Below are 15,130 nucleotides of genomic sequence, written 5' to 3'. Positions count from 1 at the left end.
ATGATCTTGAAGCGGCGGCATCGCTTCCCACATCTAAAGCCGAGGCCCGGACCGGGGCGTGCCGCTAAGCGGGCGCTGCCAGCAACGCGGGCGCTTGATAAAGGAGAGCAAGATGGACTTGAACAAGTTCACGGAGCGTGCACGGGGGTTCGTGCAGGCGGCGCAGACGATTGCGATGCGCGAGGGGCACCAGCGGCTGGTGCCGGAGCATATTCTGAAAGCTTTGATGGACGACGATCAGGGGCTGGCGAGCAACCTGATCTCCCGCGCAGGCGGCCAGCCTGCACGCGTGGCGGAGGCCGTTGATGCGGCAGTCACTAAGCAGCCCAAGGTGAGCGGCGATTCCGCGCAAATCTATTTGGACGGCCAAACCGCCAAGGTGCTGGATGAGGCCGCCAGGATTGCCGAAAAGGCGGGCGACAGCTTTGTGCCGGTGGAACGGCTGCTGATGGCACTGTGCATGGTGAAATCCAAGGCCAAGGAAGCGCTGGAGGCGGGCAATGTCACCGCCCAGAAACTGAACGAGGCGATCAACGATATCCGCAAGGGGCGCACGGCCGACTCGGCAACCGCTGAGGAAGGCTATGACGCGCTGAAGAAATACGCCCGCGACCTGACGGAAGCGGCGCGCGAGGGCAAAATCGACCCGATCATCGGCCGGGACGAGGAAATCCGCCGCTCGATGCAGGTGCTGTCGCGCCGGACCAAGAACAACCCGGTGCTGATCGGTGAGCCGGGTGTGGGCAAAACCGCGATTGCCGAGGGCATGGCGCTGCGCATCATTAATGGCGATGTGCCGGAATCCCTGCGCGACAAGAAGCTGCTCGCGCTCGACATGGGTGCGCTGATCGCCGGTGCCAAATACCGCGGTGAATTCGAGGAACGTCTTAAGGCGGTGCTGACCGAAGTTACCGAGGCAGCGGGTGAGATTATTCTGTTCATTGATGAGATGCACACGCTGGTCGGCGCGGGCAAATCGGACGGCGCCATGGATGCGGCCAACCTGATCAAGCCGGCGCTGGCGCGCGGCGAGCTGCATTGCATCGGCGCCACCACGCTGGATGAATACCGTAAGTACGTTGAGAAGGACGCAGCCCTGGCCCGCCGGTTCCAGCCGGTGATGGTGACGGAGCCGACGGTGGAGGACACCGTGTCGATCCTGCGCGGCATCAAGGAGAAGTACGAGCTGCACCACGGGGTGCGCATCGCCGATGCGGCGCTGGTGGCGGCGGCGACGCTGTCGAACCGCTATATCACGGACCGCTTCCTGCCGGACAAGGCGATCGACCTGATGGACGAAGCCGCCTCCCGCCTGCGGATGCAGGTGGATTCGAAGCCGGAAGAGCTGGATGCGCTGGACCGTCAGATCCTGCAGATGCAGATCGAGGAAGAGGCGCTGAAGCTGGAGGAGGATGCTGCCTCCAAGGACCGGCTGGAAAAGCTGCAAAAGGAACTCTCGGACTTGCAAGAGCAGTCCGCGGAGATGACTGCGCAGTGGCAGGCGGAGCGCGACAAGCTGGCCTCGGCCCGCGACCTGAAGGAGCAGCTGGACCGCGCCCGCGCGGAGCTCGACATTGCCAAGCGGGAGGGCAACCTGGCCAAGGCTGGCGAGCTGTCCTATGGCGTTATCCCTGGGCTGGAGAAGCAGCTGGCCGATGCCGAGCAGAAGGAAGAGCAGGGGCTGATGGTCGAGGAAGCTGTGCGCCCTGAGCAGATCGCCGCTGTGGTTGAGCGCTGGACCGGTATTCCGACCTCCAAGATGCTAGAGGGCGAGCGCGAGAAGCTGTTGCGCATGGAAGATGAGCTGCACCGCCGGGTGATCGGCCAGAATACGGCTGTGACGGCGGTCGCCAATGCGGTGCGCCGCGCGCGTGCGGGCCTGAATGACGAGAACCGGCCGCTGGGGTCGTTCCTGTTCCTCGGTCCGACCGGCGTGGGCAAGACTGAGCTGACCAAGGCGGTTGCCGGCTTCCTGTTCGACGACGAGCACGCGATGGTGCGGATCGACATGTCGGAATATATGGAGAAGCACTCGGTCGCCCGGCTGATCGGCGCGCCTCCGGGCTATGTCGGCTATGACGAGGGCGGGGCGCTGACCGAGGCCGTTCGCCGCCGTCCCTATCAGGTGGTGCTGTTCGACGAGGTCGAAAAGGCGCATCCCGACGTGTTCAACGTGCTGCTGCAGGTGCTGGACGACGGTATGCTGACCGACGGCCAGGGCCGCACCGTCGACTTTAAGCAGACGCTGATTGTGCTGACCTCGAACCTTGGCGCGCAGGCGCTGAGCCAGCTGCCGGACGGGGCCGATGCCTCGGAGGCCAAGCGCGACGTGATGGATGCGGTGCGGGCCCACTTCCGGCCCGAGTTCCTGAACCGTCTGGATGAGACCATCATCTTCGACCGCCTGAACCGCAAGGACATGGACGGCATCGTCGAGATCCAGCTGGCCCGGCTGCTCAAGCGGCTGGCGGGGCGCAAGATCACGCTGGAGGTGGACGAAGCGGCCAAGACCTGGCTGGCGGATGAGGGGTATGACCCGGTGTTCGGCGCCCGGCCGCTGAAGCGGGTGATCCAGCGCGCGTTGCAGAACCCGCTGGCCGAGGCCCTGCTGGGCGGCGAGATCAAGGACGGCGATACCGTTCCGGTCTCGGCCGGCAGCGAGGGGCTGATCATTGGCGAGCGGCTGGGCATCAGCGGCAGGCCGCGTCCCGATGATGCCGTCGTGCATTAACACCAGGATCTGAAGCGAAAAGGCCCGCCCTGAGTGGCGGGCCTTTTCATGCCTGCCGAACGGCGCGTTTTGCGGTCGTGGCGGAAAGCGTTAGAATGGAAGCTGTTCCTTGCGCAGGCGCCGGTTCCATGACGCATTCCGGGCGCAGAGCGGCCTTTGCCGCATTCCTCCTCGTGCTGCTGTGCGGCGCGCTGGCGGCCTTTGTGCTGGATGGGCAGGTGCGCCCGGTTGAGGAGATGGCGGCTTGGCTGCGCAGCACAGGCGCCTGGGCACCGCTGGTGGTGATCGTTCTGATGGTGGTGCATTCCTTTGTGCCGTTTCCGGCGGAAATCCTGGCGCTGTGCGCGGGGGCGGTCTTTGGCACGCTTTTAGGGGCTGTACTGATCTGGTCAGGGGCAATGCTTGGCGCGCTGGTGGCCTTCGGGATCGCGCGCGGACTGGGGCGAAAGCCGCTGCGGGCCGTGCTGAGCGGCGCGCAGCTGCGGCAAATGGATGCCTGGACGGAGGAACGGGGCGCGCTGGCGCTGCTGGCTGCGCGCCTGATTCCGGTGATCGCCTTTAACCTGATCAATTATGCTGCCGGGCTGACCCGGGTCCGGGTTTGGACCTTTGTATGGACCACGGCGCTGGGCATTCTGCCGGTGACGCTGCTGTCCACGTGGTTCGGGGCGCAGATGCTGGATATGGACTGGCCGGTGCTGGCGGCGGTTTCAGCCGGGCTGCTTGTTGTTCTGTTTGCAATGCACCGGCTGGCGCGGCCCTGGATCTGATGCAGGGCCGGGCAACAGGGAATGGCGGCGGGTTTAACTGCCTGCCGCCACTTCCTTCGCCATCCGGCGCTCGTATTTGCGTCGCAGGACCTCCAGGCGCGGCTCCCAGTCGTACCGGGGGTCTTCGGTTGTGGCTGACCAGTAGAGCTTGCCGCCATAGCGCCAGGGATCAAGCACGATGCCGTCATATATGCCATCGCCGTTGGCGGCGATCACTGCGGTGCTGTGGTCGATGCGGAAATCGCTTTTCGGCTCGGCAATGGCGCGCAGCATCGAAAGAGTCCGGAAGTTCTCCTGATTGAGGCGCGCCTCCATGTCCTCCGCGTAATGCACGCAGACGCCGCGCGCCTTGACACCGCTGTTGACCAGCGTGTTGTGGATGATTGGCGAGGTGGTGACATCATACTGCTTGGCCAACTGAGCGGAGTAGCTGTAGGCGAGTTCCGCCGCGCGGCGGGCCTCGCCCGGGTCGACCCCGGGGTCCAGCGACTGCAGAGCGAGAGACAGCTCTTCGACATCGTTCTTGGTTGCAGTGGGAGCCGTGCCGCAGCCAGCCAGCGTTGCCGCCGCCAGTATGATCAGGGAAGCGAGGTAGGATTTCATGAAAGCTCTGCCCGTGCCGGAAATTCTGTTTCCGGCCAGCATACTGAAAACGGACGGGCAGTGCAGCGGGGAAATTTCCCGGCCGGCGGCTTATTCTTCGATCGCTTCCTGGACGATGCCGTCCAGCAGATCCTGGATCACTTGCATCTCTCCCTCGGGGAAGGAGCGGAACCCGATGGTGACCTCCTGCGTGTCCGGCAGCTGGGCCACGAAGATGTTATAGGGGCAGAAGGAGATATTCATCGGATCCGCCTCCATCACCTCGCGCGACAGCTGGGCGGAGCAGAAGGAGAAAACCTGCGCGTTCTGAAACAGCACCACGTCAGATCCGACATCGGCGCGGGTGCGCTCCAGCATGTCGCCCACATGGCTGACGTGGTCGACCACCAGCCCGCGGTTGGTGATGGCGCTTTCCAGGCCAAAGACCACATCGTCATAGGCCAGCTCGGTGGTGTAGAGCGCGGCCTCCTGCGCTGCGGCGGTTTGGGCGGTGAGGGCGAGGGCTGCTGCGGCGATGCGCTTTTTCACGGTTCGTCTCCCTGGATGGCCGCCGGGCGGAAGCGCCGGCGCGGCCGGTTGCGTCAAACATATTTTGATGTTTGCATGGGATGGGTCGGCCCGTCACCGGGAAAATTGCCGCGGTGCCGTTTTCATGCTTCCCGCGTTGACCGCCGCTAAAGCCGCGAGCGTTACGTTACAGATCTCTCGCGCAGTCGTGACAGGATATGTTTTGGGTTTTGCGCGGGGCGCCGCTACCTCAGATATGACATGAAATCAGGAGAGCTGTATGGCCCGCCGCTGGACCAACGATTTGACCTACGCAGACGCAACCCCGCAAGCCGCGTTCTGGAACCGCCGCCGGATCATGGCCGGGCTGGCTGGCTCCGGGCTGGCCGCGGCGCTGGGCAGCCAGGCGCAGGCGGACCTGGCACCCGCCGGTCAGGCGGAGCAGGCGCTGGAACCCAACACCTGGGAGGAGGTGACCAGCTATTGCAACTTCTATGAGTTCGGCACCGGCAAGGGGGATCCCTCCGAATATGCGGGCCGGATGACCACCGATCCCTGGAGTGTTGCCATCGACGGGATGGTGGACAACCCCGGAGACTATTCCTTTGAGCAGATCCTGGGCGAGATGACGCTGGAAGAGCGCATCTACCGGTTCCGGTGTGTCGAGGCTTGGTCGATGGTTGTGCCCTGGCAGGGGTTTGAACTGGCCGACCTGCTGAATCTGGCGGGCGTGCAGGAGGGCGCAAAATACGTAGCCTTCGAGACCTTGTACCGGCCCTCTGAAATGCCGGGCACCGCCTATAAAGTGCTCGACTGGCCCTACCGCGAAGGTTTGCGGCTGGACGAGGCGATGCATCCGCTGACGATCATGGCCACCGGAATCTTCGGCGAACCGCTGCCCAACCAGAACGGTGCGCCGCTGCGGCTGGTGGTGCCGTGGAAATACGGCTTCAAATCGATCAAGTCGGTGGTGCGCATCACCCTGACCGATGAAGAGCCGCAGACCAGCTGGAACATGGCGAACCCCCGCGAGTACGGCTTCTACAGTAATGTGAACCCGGACGTCTCGCACCCGCGCTGGAGCCAGGCCAGCGAGCGCCGCATCGGCGGGGGGCTGTTTGCCCGCCGCCAGCCGACGCTGATGTTCAACGGATACGAGGCCGAGGTCGCTGCCCTCTATGAAGGCATGGACCTGAGCGAGTATTTCTGAGGAGGCCGCGCATGGGATTTGCAAACCAGCTTGTCCGGCGTCTGCCCGTTTGGGCGGTCTATCTTCTGGGCGCGCTGCCGGCTCCCTGGCTGTTCTATCTTGGTCTGACGGGCGGTCTTGGCGTGGAGCCGGTCAGGGCGCTGGAGCATGAATACGGGAAACTGGCGCTGCAGCTTCTGATCCTGACGCTTGCGATCTCACCGATGCGCCGCCTGCTGGGCCTCAACCTGCTGAAGTTCCGCCGGGCGGTTGGGCTGCTGTGCTTCTTCTATGTCCTGTGCCACCTGCTGGTCTGGCTGGTGCTGGATGTGCAGATCCTGGGCCAGATCCTCACTGACATTGCCAAGCGGCCCTATATCACCATCGGCATGGGCGCCTTTGTCCTGATGCTGCCGCTGGCTTTGACCTCCAGCAATCTTGCTGTCCGAAAGCTTGGCCGTGCCTGGTCTCGGCTGCACCGGCTGACCTATGCCGCTGCGGTGCTTGGGGCTGCGCACTACGTAATGCTGTCAAAAGGGTTCCAGATCGAGCCGCTGATTTACCTGGGGCTTGTGCTGTTTCTGCTGGCGCTGCGTCTGGCCGGCAGCCGCTGGCTGAGACAGGCCGCGGGCGTGGGCGTCTAAGGCCGGACCTGTATACGAGGCTTTTGGAAGACCCATGGAGGGGCAGCCATTTGGCTGCCCTTCTTCTTTGGTGCTGTGCGCGGTTTGTCCTTTGGCCCGTGTTGCCCTGGCGATTCCGGGCGGGCGGAGGGGTGAGTCTATTGGGTTTGCCGCGATTCCGGGGTTCGGGTCTGTGGATAAGGGGCGCGAGTCGGTGGGTAAGTGTTCCGGGGGCCGGTTTGGGGGTGTTTGGCGGGGTTTTCGGGGCGGGGTTGGGGCGGGAAGCGGGTCAGGGGTGCTGACTTTGTTTTGGTGTAAGCTATTGTTTTTATTGGATGTGCGATTTTTCTTTGCGGAATTCTGCGTTTTTCTGAATTTTGGGGTTGCGGGTCTGCGGGGGTAACCGTAAAAGCCCCCTCACCGGCGGCGCTGAGGCGCTGCTGAGACACACCGGACGGGGCGGCGGCGACGCGGTAACGGATCGGGAAACACGCCGGAGAGACGGCGGGACGCGCTGGAGAGACAGCGGCATCTGAGGGTTTGATGAGGCGGGCGCGCCGGAAGATTGGCGCATCGGTCTGGTTTTTGGCCTCCGGGTGTTTGCTCTTTGACATTGATGGATAACTGAAGAGATATGCGGGCGGTCACGGTTCATTTCGATGGATCAGACTTCTGTATATCGCGCCACTAGGGCTCCGGCCCGATGATGTGGTGTCAGCTTCACTGTTTGTTCGGCTTTCGGTGCCTTTGGTACTGAAGCACAACAGACAGAGACTTTCATCAGGATTAGCCTCCTGGTGAAGATGTGCAGAGGTTCGAACGTCAAGGATACGCTTTAACGAGCGTTTCAACTTGAGAGTTTGATCCTGGCTCAGAACGAACGCTGGCGGCAGGCCTAACACATGCAAGTCGAGCGCGCCCTTCGGGGTGAGCGGCGGACGGGTTAGTAACGCGTGGGAACGTGCCCTTCTCTAAGGAATAGCCACTGGAAACGGTGAGTAATACCTTATACGCCCTTCGGGGGAAAGATTTATCGGAGAAGGATCGGCCCGCGTTAGATTAGATAGTTGGTGGGGTAATGGCCTACCAAGTCTACGATCTATAGCTGGTTTTAGAGGATGATCAGCAACACTGGGACTGAGACACGGCCCAGACTCCTACGGGAGGCAGCAGTGGGGAATCTTGGACAATGGGCGCAAGCCTGATCCAGCCATGCCGCGTGAGTGATGAAGGCCCTAGGGTCGTAAAGCTCTTTCGCCAGAGATGATAATGACAGTATCTGGTAAAGAAACCCCGGCTAACTCCGTGCCAGCAGCCGCGGTAATACGGAGGGGGTTAGCGTTGTTCGGAATTACTGGGCGTAAAGCGCGCGTAGGCGGATTGGAAAGTTGGGGGTGAAATCCCAGGGCTCAACCCTGGAACGGCCTCCAAAACTCCCAGTCTTGAGTTCGAGAGAGGTGAGTGGAATTCCGAGTGTAGAGGTGAAATTCGTAGATATTCGGAGGAACACCAGTGGCGAAGGCGGCTCACTGGCTCGATACTGACGCTGAGGTGCGAAAGTGTGGGGAGCAAACAGGATTAGATACCCTGGTAGTCCACACCGTAAACGATGAATGCCAGACGTCAGCAAGCATGCTTGTTGGTGTCACACCTAACGGATTAAGCATTCCGCCTGGGGAGTACGGCCGCAAGGTTAAAACTCAAAGGAATTGACGGGGGCCCGCACAAGCGGTGGAGCATGTGGTTTAATTCGAAGCAACGCGCAGAACCTTACCAACCCTTGACATCCCGGGACCGCCAGAGAGATCTGGTTTTCACTTCGGTGACCCGGTGACAGGTGCTGCATGGCTGTCTCAGCATCGTGTCGTGAGATGTTCGGTTAAGTCCGGCAACGAGCGCAACCCACATCCTTAGTTGCCAGCAGTTCGGCTGGGCACTCTAAGGAAACTGCCCGTGATAAGCGGGAGGAAGGTGTGGATGACGTCAAGTCCTCATGGCCCTTACGGGTTGGGCTACACACGTGCTACAATGGCAGTGACAATGGGTTAATCCCAAAAAACTGTCTCAGTTCGGATTGTCGTCTGCAACTCGGCGGCATGAAGTCGGAATCGCTAGTAATCGCGTAACAGCATGACGCGGTGAATACGTTCCCGGGCCTTGTACACACCGCCCGTCACACCATGGGAGTTGGGTTTACCCGAAGGCCGTGCGCCAACCTTTCGAGGAGGCAGCGGACCACGGTGAGCTCAGCGACTGGGGTGAAGTCGTAACAAGGTAGCCGTAGGGGAACCTGCGGCTGGATCACCTCCTTTCTAAGGATGATGCTAGCATCACGGAGCTTGCTCCTGATCGTGCATCACTTAGCAGAAGACCGGCAAACAAAGCCGGTCGCATACGGACCGGACCGTCCTCATATCTCTTCAGAAAACATCGGATGCCTGCCCGGCAGGGATCCAAAAGCAAGGGGCCTTAGCTCAGCTGGGAGAGCGCCTGATTTGCATTCAGGAGGTCAGGAGTTCGATCCTCCTAGGCTCCACCACTCATGCAAACGGCCCGGACAATATGGGTCGGTAGCTCAGGTGGTTAGAGCGCACGCCTGATAAGCGTGAGGCCGGAGGTTCAAGTCCTCCTCGACCCACCACTTCCCCGGAAGTGGTCCTGTGGAAGAACATATCTTCAAGCAGTTTGTGACTGTTTGAACGTCTGTTCTTCAGACGCACACATTGACATCGTTAAGAGAGATACAATCAACAATACTGTTGGCGCCCCGCGTGAGGGGAGAGCCTCAGTGAGGTGCCGATCTTCTTCGGAAGTGACGCGAGCCTGCGATCATGCCCCTTTCCTCGGGCACCCGCGGGTCTGCCTGGCTGAAACGACAGTGTTGTCCAAGTCAAGTACACTAACCCGCATGATCGCACGATCATGCAACAAGTTCCCGGCCACCGACATGGCTGGGAGCGGGATAGTTTGCTTTTTGGTTCAGAATAAAGGTGCGGTTTCTTACCAGCTTCCGCACCGTGGCAGATACACTGTCTTTTTCTGGATCAAATCAAGCGCGAGAAGGGCGTTTGGTGGATGCCTTGGCAGTAAGAGGCGATGAAAGACGTGATACCCTGCGATAAGCTTGGGGGAGCCGGGAATAGGCTTTGATCCCAAGATCTCTGAATGGGGGAACCCACCTGAAAGTTTGTTATAATAGCCGCAAGGCTGCTTATAATGGGCTTAACCAGGTACTTAAGGACTGAATACATAGGTCTTTAAGAGCAAACCCGGGGAACTGAAACATCTAAGTACCCGGAGGAAAGGACATCAATAGAGACTCCGTTAGTAGCGGCGAGCGAACGCGGACCAGCCGAGCCTGATAAGTGACCAGAATGCGTTGGGAAACGCAGCCAGAGCGGGTGACAGCCCCGTATGGGAAGCTTTGAGGGACGTATTAAGTAGGGCGGGACACGTGAAATCCTGTTCGAAGATCGGAGGACCACCTCCGAAGGCTAAGTACTCCTTACTGACCGATAGCGAACCAGTACCGTGAGGGAAAGGTGAAAAGCACCCCGGCGAGGGGAGTGAAACAGTACCTGAAACCGAACGCCTACAATCAGTTGGAGGCCCCTTGAGGGCTGACAGCGTACCTTTTGTATAATGGGTCATCGACTTGGTCTCACGAGCAAGCTTAAACCGCTAGGTGTAGGCGCAGCGAAAGCGAGTCTTAATAGGGCGCATGAGTTCGTGGGATCAGACCCGAAACCGAGTGATCTAGGCATGGCCAGGTTGAAGGTGCGGTAACACGCACTGGAGGACCGAACCCACATCCGTTGAAAAGGATCGGGATGAGCTGTGCCTAGGGGTGAAAGGCCAATCAAACTCGGAGATAGCTGGTTCTCTGCGAAATCTATTTAGGTAGAGCGTCATCCGAATACCCCGGGGGGTAGAGCACTGGATGGGTAATGGGGCCCCACAGGCTTACTGATCCTAACCAAACTCCGAATACCCGGGAGTACTAGATGGCAGACACACGGCGGATGCTAACGTCCGTCGTGGAGAGGGAAACAACCCTGACCTCCGGCTAAGGCCCCCAATTCATGGCTAAGTGGGAAAGCAGGTGAGACGTCCAAAACAACCAGGAGGTTGGCTTAGAAGCAGCCATCCTTTAAAGATAGCGTAACAGCTCACTGGTCTAATTAAGATGTCTTGCGGCGAAGATGTAACGGGGCTCAAGCCATGAGCCGAAGCCGAGGATGCCCATAGGGCATGGTAGCAGAGCGTAGTGTGACATAGTTCCATGCGTCCTTACTTTCCTCCGGGAAAGATTGGACGCAAGGAGCTTTCGATGAAGCCGGGGCGTGAGCCATCCGGTGGAGAGATCACTAGCGAGAATGATGACATGAGTAGCGACAAAGAGTGTGAGAGACACTCTCGCCGAAAGTCCAAGGGTTCCTGCTTAAAGCTAATCTGAGCAGGGTAAGCCGGCCCCTAAGCCGAGGCCGAAAGGCGTAGGCGATGGGAACCACGTTAATATTCGTGGGCCAGGAGGATGTGACGGATCATGAAGGTTGTTCGCCCTTATCGGATTGGGCGGGCCGCTGATTGGTTCCTGGAAATAGCCCTCCATCAGACCGTACCCTAAACCGACACAGGTGGACTGGTAGAGCATACCAAGGCGCTTGAGAGAACGATGTTGAAGGAACTCGGCAAAATACCTCCGTAAGTTCGCGAGAAGGAGGCCCGGGTTCAAGGCAACTTGGATCCGGGGGCACAAACCAGGGGGTGGCGACTGTTTATTAAAAACACAGGGCTCTGCGAAGCCGTAAGGCGACGTATAGGGTCTGACGCCTGCCCGGTGCCTGAAGGTTAAAAGGAGGGGTGAGAGCTCCGAATTGAAGCCCAGGTAAACGGCGGCCGTAACTATAACGGTCCTAAGGTAGCGAAATTCCTTGTCGGGTAAGTTCCGACCTGCACGAATGGCGTAACGACTTCCCCGCTGTCTCCAACATCGACTCAGCGAAATTGAATTGCCTGTCAAGATGCAGGCTTCCCGCGGTTAGACGGAAAGACCCCGTGCACCTTTACTACAGCTTCGCACTGGCATCAGGATTGTGATGTGCAGGATAGGTGGTAGGCATCGAAGCCGGGACGCAAGTCCCGGTGGAGCCTCCCTTGAGATACCACCCTTCGCACTCTTGATGTCTAACCGCGGTCCGTTATCCGGATCCGGGACCCTGCGTGGCGGGTAGTTTGACTGGGGCGGTCGCCTCCTAAAGAGTAACGGAGGCGCGCGAAGGTTGGCTCAGAGCGGTCGGAAATCGCTCGTTGAGTGCAATGGCAGAAGCCAGCCTGACTGCAAGACTGACAAGTCGAGCAGAGACGAAAGTCGGCCATAGTGATCCGGTGGTCCCGCGTGGAAGGGCCATCGCTCAACGGATAAAAGGTACGCCGGGGATAACAGGCTGATACTGCCCAAGAGTCCATATCGACGGCAGTGTTTGGCACCTCGATGTCGGCTCATCTCATCCTGGGGCTGGAGCAGGTCCCAAGGGTACGGCTGTTCGCCGTTTAAAGAGGTACGTGAGCTGGGTTTAGAACGTCGTGAGACAGTTCGGTCCCTATCTGCCGTGGGTGCAGGATACTTGAGAGGAGTTGCCCCTAGTACGAGAGGACCGGGGTGAACGATCCACTGGTGGACCAGTTGTTATGCCAATAGCAGTGCTGGGTAGCTATGATCGGACAGGATAACCGCTGAAGGCATCTAAGCGGGAAGCCCCCCTCAAAACAAGGTATCCCTGAGGGCCGTGGAAGACCACCACGCCGATAGGCCGGAGGTGTAAGCGCAGCAATGCGTTCAGCTGACCGGTACTAATCGCCCGATAGGCTTGATTTGATCCAGTAACAGACAGTGTTACATGGCCAAACAAGCAAACCATCCCAAAAAAACGGACAACGTTGATTGTAACCGACGCAGGCTGCCGTGCCTGCCGCCACAAGGCGGTGACACAGCAGCAGGGCCGGAAAGCGCATCCCATAAACAAATGCGCTGCCTGCCCCTCGAATGCCTTGATACCCAAGGCCGTCGGTATTGGATTTTTCTTGGTTTGGTGGCCACAGCACAAGTGAAACACCCGGTCCCATCCCGAACCCGGAAGTTAAGCACTGTCGCGCCGATGGTACTTGGGCTCAAGCCCTGGGAGAGTAGGTCACCGCCAAACCTAGTAAAATCCAATACCTCTCATAACGATCATTAAACACCTGTCGCGGGATGGAGCAGCCAGGTAGCTCGTCAGGCTCATAACCTGAAGGTCGCAGGTTCAAATCCTGCTCCCGCAACCATCGTTTCCGACCAAGCCCCTGCAAACAGCGGGGGCTTTTTCGATTCAGGGCTCCCCAAAGCCATCAGCCCCGCCAATTCCCCAACAAGTTCAAGCTGATGGCCGCCCGGCGCAGCACCGTCCGGAACCATCCGCACCTCTGAAATCAAAGCCCGCAGCGACGCCGTCGCCTCCCGCCGTACCTCCGGCGCATTCAGGGACACTGCCAGGTCCTCTATCAGCTCCCGGTACCGCGCCGACAGGCTCGGGTGAAGCCGCAGGGCAGGGGGCTCCGGGTTGTCCGTAAGCGTTGCATCCACCCCCCTCGAAGGCATCTAAACGCGTTCAACGAACCAGTGATATGTTGGCCTCCAATCCACAGCAGGAGGCGAACATGTCGAAACATGAGGTTTGGGGTTTCACCATTGAAACATCCCCTTCAGGCAAGAATATCTGGCCCATTGACCTGAAACGGGAAGCAACCCGGCGCATCCGGGAGGACGGCCTGTCTCCCGGTGACATCGCCGCGGAACTGGGAGCCCATGAACGCCTCGTTCGTAAGTGGTGGGTCGCTGACCGCCGCAGCCGAGGCGAGCATATCGCGGTCCAAGGCCCTGCGTTCGCCGAAATCAGGATGGCAGAAGAAAGCCAGCCTTCTTCGGCCCCGGTCGAAACTCCCGGCACACCACCTGGATTTGCGCGTTTCCACAGTGGTGCGCTGTGTTTTGAGTTCCCAGTTAGCATACCCGAAGCCGATTTATTGAGACTCATTCGGGTTGCCGGTCAAACCTCATGATCGCTCCGTCAAACTCATTCAAGATTTACCTGGCGACGACGCCTGTCGATTTCCGAAAGGGCATTAATGGCCTCGCCAACTACGTCATGACCAATTTCGAACTTGATCCGTTTTCAGGAGCCTTCTTCGTGTTCCGTTCCAAGGGGCGTGACAAGATCAAGGTGCTTATGTGGGACGGTACCGGCCTGGTTCTGATCTACAAGCGCATCGAAGGCGCTGGTTTCATTTGGCCCAAATTGTCGGATGGAACAATGACCCTGACGAAGGCCCAGTTCGAGGCCCTGTTTGAAGGGATAGATTGGCGCCGGGTTGCCTCTGCGCCTTATCACCGTCCCGCTCTCTTTCAAGGCCAGCATGCCGAGGTTCAATAGAATGCCATTGATATCCTTCATCGACGTCCGTTTTTTCCCGCCTGAGGAAACCAGAGAAAGGCTGGAGAAGCGTTTCACCCGGCATCTGCGGTTGTTGAGGTGCGGGCGCGTAGACGCTTTTAGATCTGGCAAACAACAGTTGCCCGAGGGTGATGCCGATAAGCTGCTTTCGGTAGATATTACGCACATTGACAGGATCCGCGTTCAAAGACGCGCCGGAAGGATGATCGAACGCAGACAAGCTGCGTCCGGCCTCGCTCATCTCGTCAGAGCTGACCGCGAGCGCCTCACGACGCTGCATGACGGGGTCAATCTCGTGGAGTTAACTACCGAGCATCGTGCTGATGAAATTGCGGCGGCGCTGCATGAAGAAATGCCATGGATGGGCGCCGCGACCGAGCAGATATGGCACGCGATGCGGAGGTCGGTTCGAGACGGAACGGCAGGGCTTCGCTTGCCGCCTATTCTACTAGATGGACCGCCTGGGATTGGAAAAAGCTATTGGGCCCGCCGTCTGGGTGAATTGCTGTCGGTTCCTACGACAGTGATCGAAGCTACCAATGAGAACGCATCTTTTGGAATTGTCGGCTCACAGAAAGGCTGGAGCAATGCCGCTCCCGGCCGAATTTTGGAAACCATTCTTCAATCTCGCGTCGCGAACCCGGTGGTTGTCGTTGACGAGGTCGAAAAAGCTGGCACCGCGAAATCTGTATCAGGACGAGCGTTTGGGCTGACCGAGGCTTTGCTGCCCCTTCTTGAGCCTCTGACGGCGCAAAACTGGAGCTGCCCATACTACCAAGTGAAATTCGACATGAGCTGGGTTGCGTGGGTGCTGACCTCGAATGACTACCGAAGTTTGCCTGAGCCTCTTCTAAGCAGATGCCCGCCAATCCGTTTGCGACATCTGACACAAGCTGAGCTGGTGAAATTTATTCGCCGGGAGGGGGCAAGAAGGGTATTAAGGACACTGGGATCGAGGCTGCGGTGGAAGCGTTCACCCGCGCAGGCCGAAAGGACCAAAGTATGAGCTTGCGAACCGCAGCGCGTGTGGTCCAACGCGCATATGATCTGGAGAGGCATCCGATTTTGCATTGATCGCGACGTGGGTGAGACAACTGCCACAACGAAAAACGGCCCCGTAGCATTCACGCCTGGTTACGGGGCATCGGGCAATATTGACAGGCAGCCTTTCTCGGACATTCGTGCATTGTGCAGCAAGGGTTGGTTTCCCGGATGCG

General features: G+C 59.3%; 9 protein-coding genes, 3 tRNA genes and 3 rRNA genes. 13 read left to right on the top strand and 2 right to left on the bottom strand.

Annotated elements, in window-relative coordinates:
* The first annotated feature begins 112 nt into the window (after positions 1 to 112).
* On the top strand, positions 113 to 2,731 hold the full coding sequence (clpB, locus tag DAEP_RS0113735; protein ID WP_027245037.1) for an ATP-dependent chaperone ClpB: 2,619 nt from the start codon (positions 113 to 115) through the stop codon (positions 2,729 to 2,731).
* Positions 2,732 to 2,859: 128 nt separating this feature from the next.
* The gene (locus DAEP_RS23370; protein ID WP_161787064.1) at positions 2,860 to 3,501 is read left to right on the top strand and encodes a TVP38/TMEM64 family protein; all 642 of its coding nucleotides are present in this window, start codon (positions 2,860 to 2,862) and stop codon (positions 3,499 to 3,501) included.
* Positions 3,502 to 3,534: 33 nt separating this feature from the next.
* Here DAEP_RS23370 and DAEP_RS0113725 read toward each other — a convergent pair whose 3' ends face one another.
* Both DAEP_RS0113725 and DAEP_RS0113720 read right to left on the bottom strand, forming a co-directional pair.
* Positions 3,535 to 4,104 carry a hypothetical protein gene (locus DAEP_RS0113725; RefSeq protein WP_027245036.1) on the bottom strand — a complete coding sequence of 190 codons (570 nt, stop codon included), beginning with the start codon at positions 4,102 to 4,104 and terminating at the stop codon, positions 3,535 to 3,537.
* Between the two features lie 90 nt (positions 4,105 to 4,194).
* Positions 4,195 to 4,632: a DUF302 domain-containing protein gene (locus DAEP_RS0113720; RefSeq protein ID WP_008557022.1), complete on the bottom strand. Its 438-nt coding sequence runs from the start codon at positions 4,630 to 4,632 to the stop codon at positions 4,195 to 4,197.
* Positions 4,633 to 4,891: 259 nt separating this feature from the next.
* On the opposite strand from DAEP_RS0113720, the gene msrP reads away from it, so the two are divergent.
* The 11 genes from msrP (at position 4,892) to DAEP_RS23635 (ending at position 14,919) form a co-directional block, all read left to right on the top strand.
* Complete coding sequence (gene msrP / locus DAEP_RS0113715; protein WP_027245035.1) at positions 4,892 to 5,821, top strand: protein-methionine-sulfoxide reductase catalytic subunit MsrP; 930 nt, start codon at positions 4,892 to 4,894, stop codon at positions 5,819 to 5,821.
* An 11-nt stretch (positions 5,822 to 5,832) separates the two neighbouring features.
* Entirely contained in the window at positions 5,833 to 6,444 is a 612-nt protein-coding gene (gene msrQ, locus DAEP_RS0113710; RefSeq protein WP_027245034.1) for a protein-methionine-sulfoxide reductase heme-binding subunit MsrQ, read from the top strand.
* An 827-nt stretch (positions 6,445 to 7,271) separates the two neighbouring features.
* Positions 7,272 to 8,735 (top strand): 16S ribosomal RNA (locus tag DAEP_RS0113705).
* Between the two features lie 151 nt (positions 8,736 to 8,886).
* Positions 8,887 to 8,962, top strand: a tRNA-Ala gene (locus tag DAEP_RS0113700).
* A gap of 25 nt (positions 8,963 to 8,987) precedes the next feature.
* Positions 8,988 to 9,064, top strand: a tRNA-Ile gene (locus tag DAEP_RS0113695).
* Between the two features lie 406 nt (positions 9,065 to 9,470).
* Positions 9,471 to 12,301, top strand: a 23S ribosomal RNA gene (locus tag DAEP_RS0113690).
* Between the two features lie 210 nt (positions 12,302 to 12,511).
* A 5S ribosomal RNA gene (gene rrf / locus DAEP_RS0113685) occupies positions 12,512 to 12,626 on the top strand.
* The 16S, 23S and 5S rRNA genes sit together here with 3 tRNA genes alongside, the layout of an rRNA operon.
* Positions 12,627 to 12,670: 44 nt before the next feature.
* A tRNA-Met gene (locus DAEP_RS0113680) sits at positions 12,671 to 12,747 on the top strand.
* A gap of 372 nt (positions 12,748 to 13,119) precedes the next feature.
* Positions 13,120 to 13,521 (top strand): hypothetical protein, encoded by a 402-nt coding sequence (locus DAEP_RS23985; protein WP_154665064.1) that lies wholly within the window; start codon positions 13,120 to 13,122, stop codon positions 13,519 to 13,521.
* Complete coding sequence (tnpB, locus tag DAEP_RS0113670) at positions 13,518 to 13,892, top strand: IS66 family insertion sequence element accessory protein TnpB (RefSeq protein ID WP_027245033.1); 375 nt, start codon at positions 13,518 to 13,520, stop codon at positions 13,890 to 13,892. The genes DAEP_RS23985 and tnpB overlap by 4 nt, the downstream gene beginning before the upstream one ends.
* A 1-nt stretch (position 13,893) precedes the next feature.
* Positions 13,894 to 14,919: an AAA family ATPase gene (locus DAEP_RS23635; protein WP_245595096.1), complete on the top strand. Its 1,026-nt coding sequence runs from the start codon at positions 13,894 to 13,896 to the stop codon at positions 14,917 to 14,919.
* Positions 14,920 to 15,130 lie beyond the last annotated feature (211 nt).

Origin of the sequence: Leisingera daeponensis DSM 23529, from assembly GCF_000473145.1 — a bacterium.
GTDB lineage: Bacteria > Pseudomonadota > Alphaproteobacteria > Rhodobacterales > Rhodobacteraceae > Leisingera > Leisingera daeponensis.
This window is presented reverse-complemented; position numbering and strand designations above follow the sequence as displayed.

Coding starts and splice junctions, on each gene's coding strand:
- DAEP_RS0113725 (WP_027245036.1), bottom strand. CDS start 4,104: ATGAAATCCTACCTCGCTTCCCTGATCATACTGGCGGCGGCAACGCTG.
- DAEP_RS23370 (WP_161787064.1), top strand. CDS start 2,860: ATGACGCATTCCGGGCGCAGAGCGGCCTTTGCCGCATTCCTCCTCGTG.
- msrP (WP_027245035.1), top strand. CDS start 4,892: ATGGCCCGCCGCTGGACCAACGATTTGACCTACGCAGACGCAACCCCG.
- clpB (WP_027245037.1), top strand. CDS start 113: ATGGACTTGAACAAGTTCACGGAGCGTGCACGGGGGTTCGTGCAGGCG.
- tnpB (WP_027245033.1), top strand. CDS start 13,518: ATGATCGCTCCGTCAAACTCATTCAAGATTTACCTGGCGACGACGCCT.
- DAEP_RS23635 (WP_245595096.1), top strand. CDS start 13,894: ATGCCATTGATATCCTTCATCGACGTCCGTTTTTTCCCGCCTGAGGAA.
- DAEP_RS23985 (WP_154665064.1), top strand. CDS start 13,120: ATGTCGAAACATGAGGTTTGGGGTTTCACCATTGAAACATCCCCTTCA.
- msrQ (WP_027245034.1), top strand. CDS start 5,833: ATGGGATTTGCAAACCAGCTTGTCCGGCGTCTGCCCGTTTGGGCGGTC.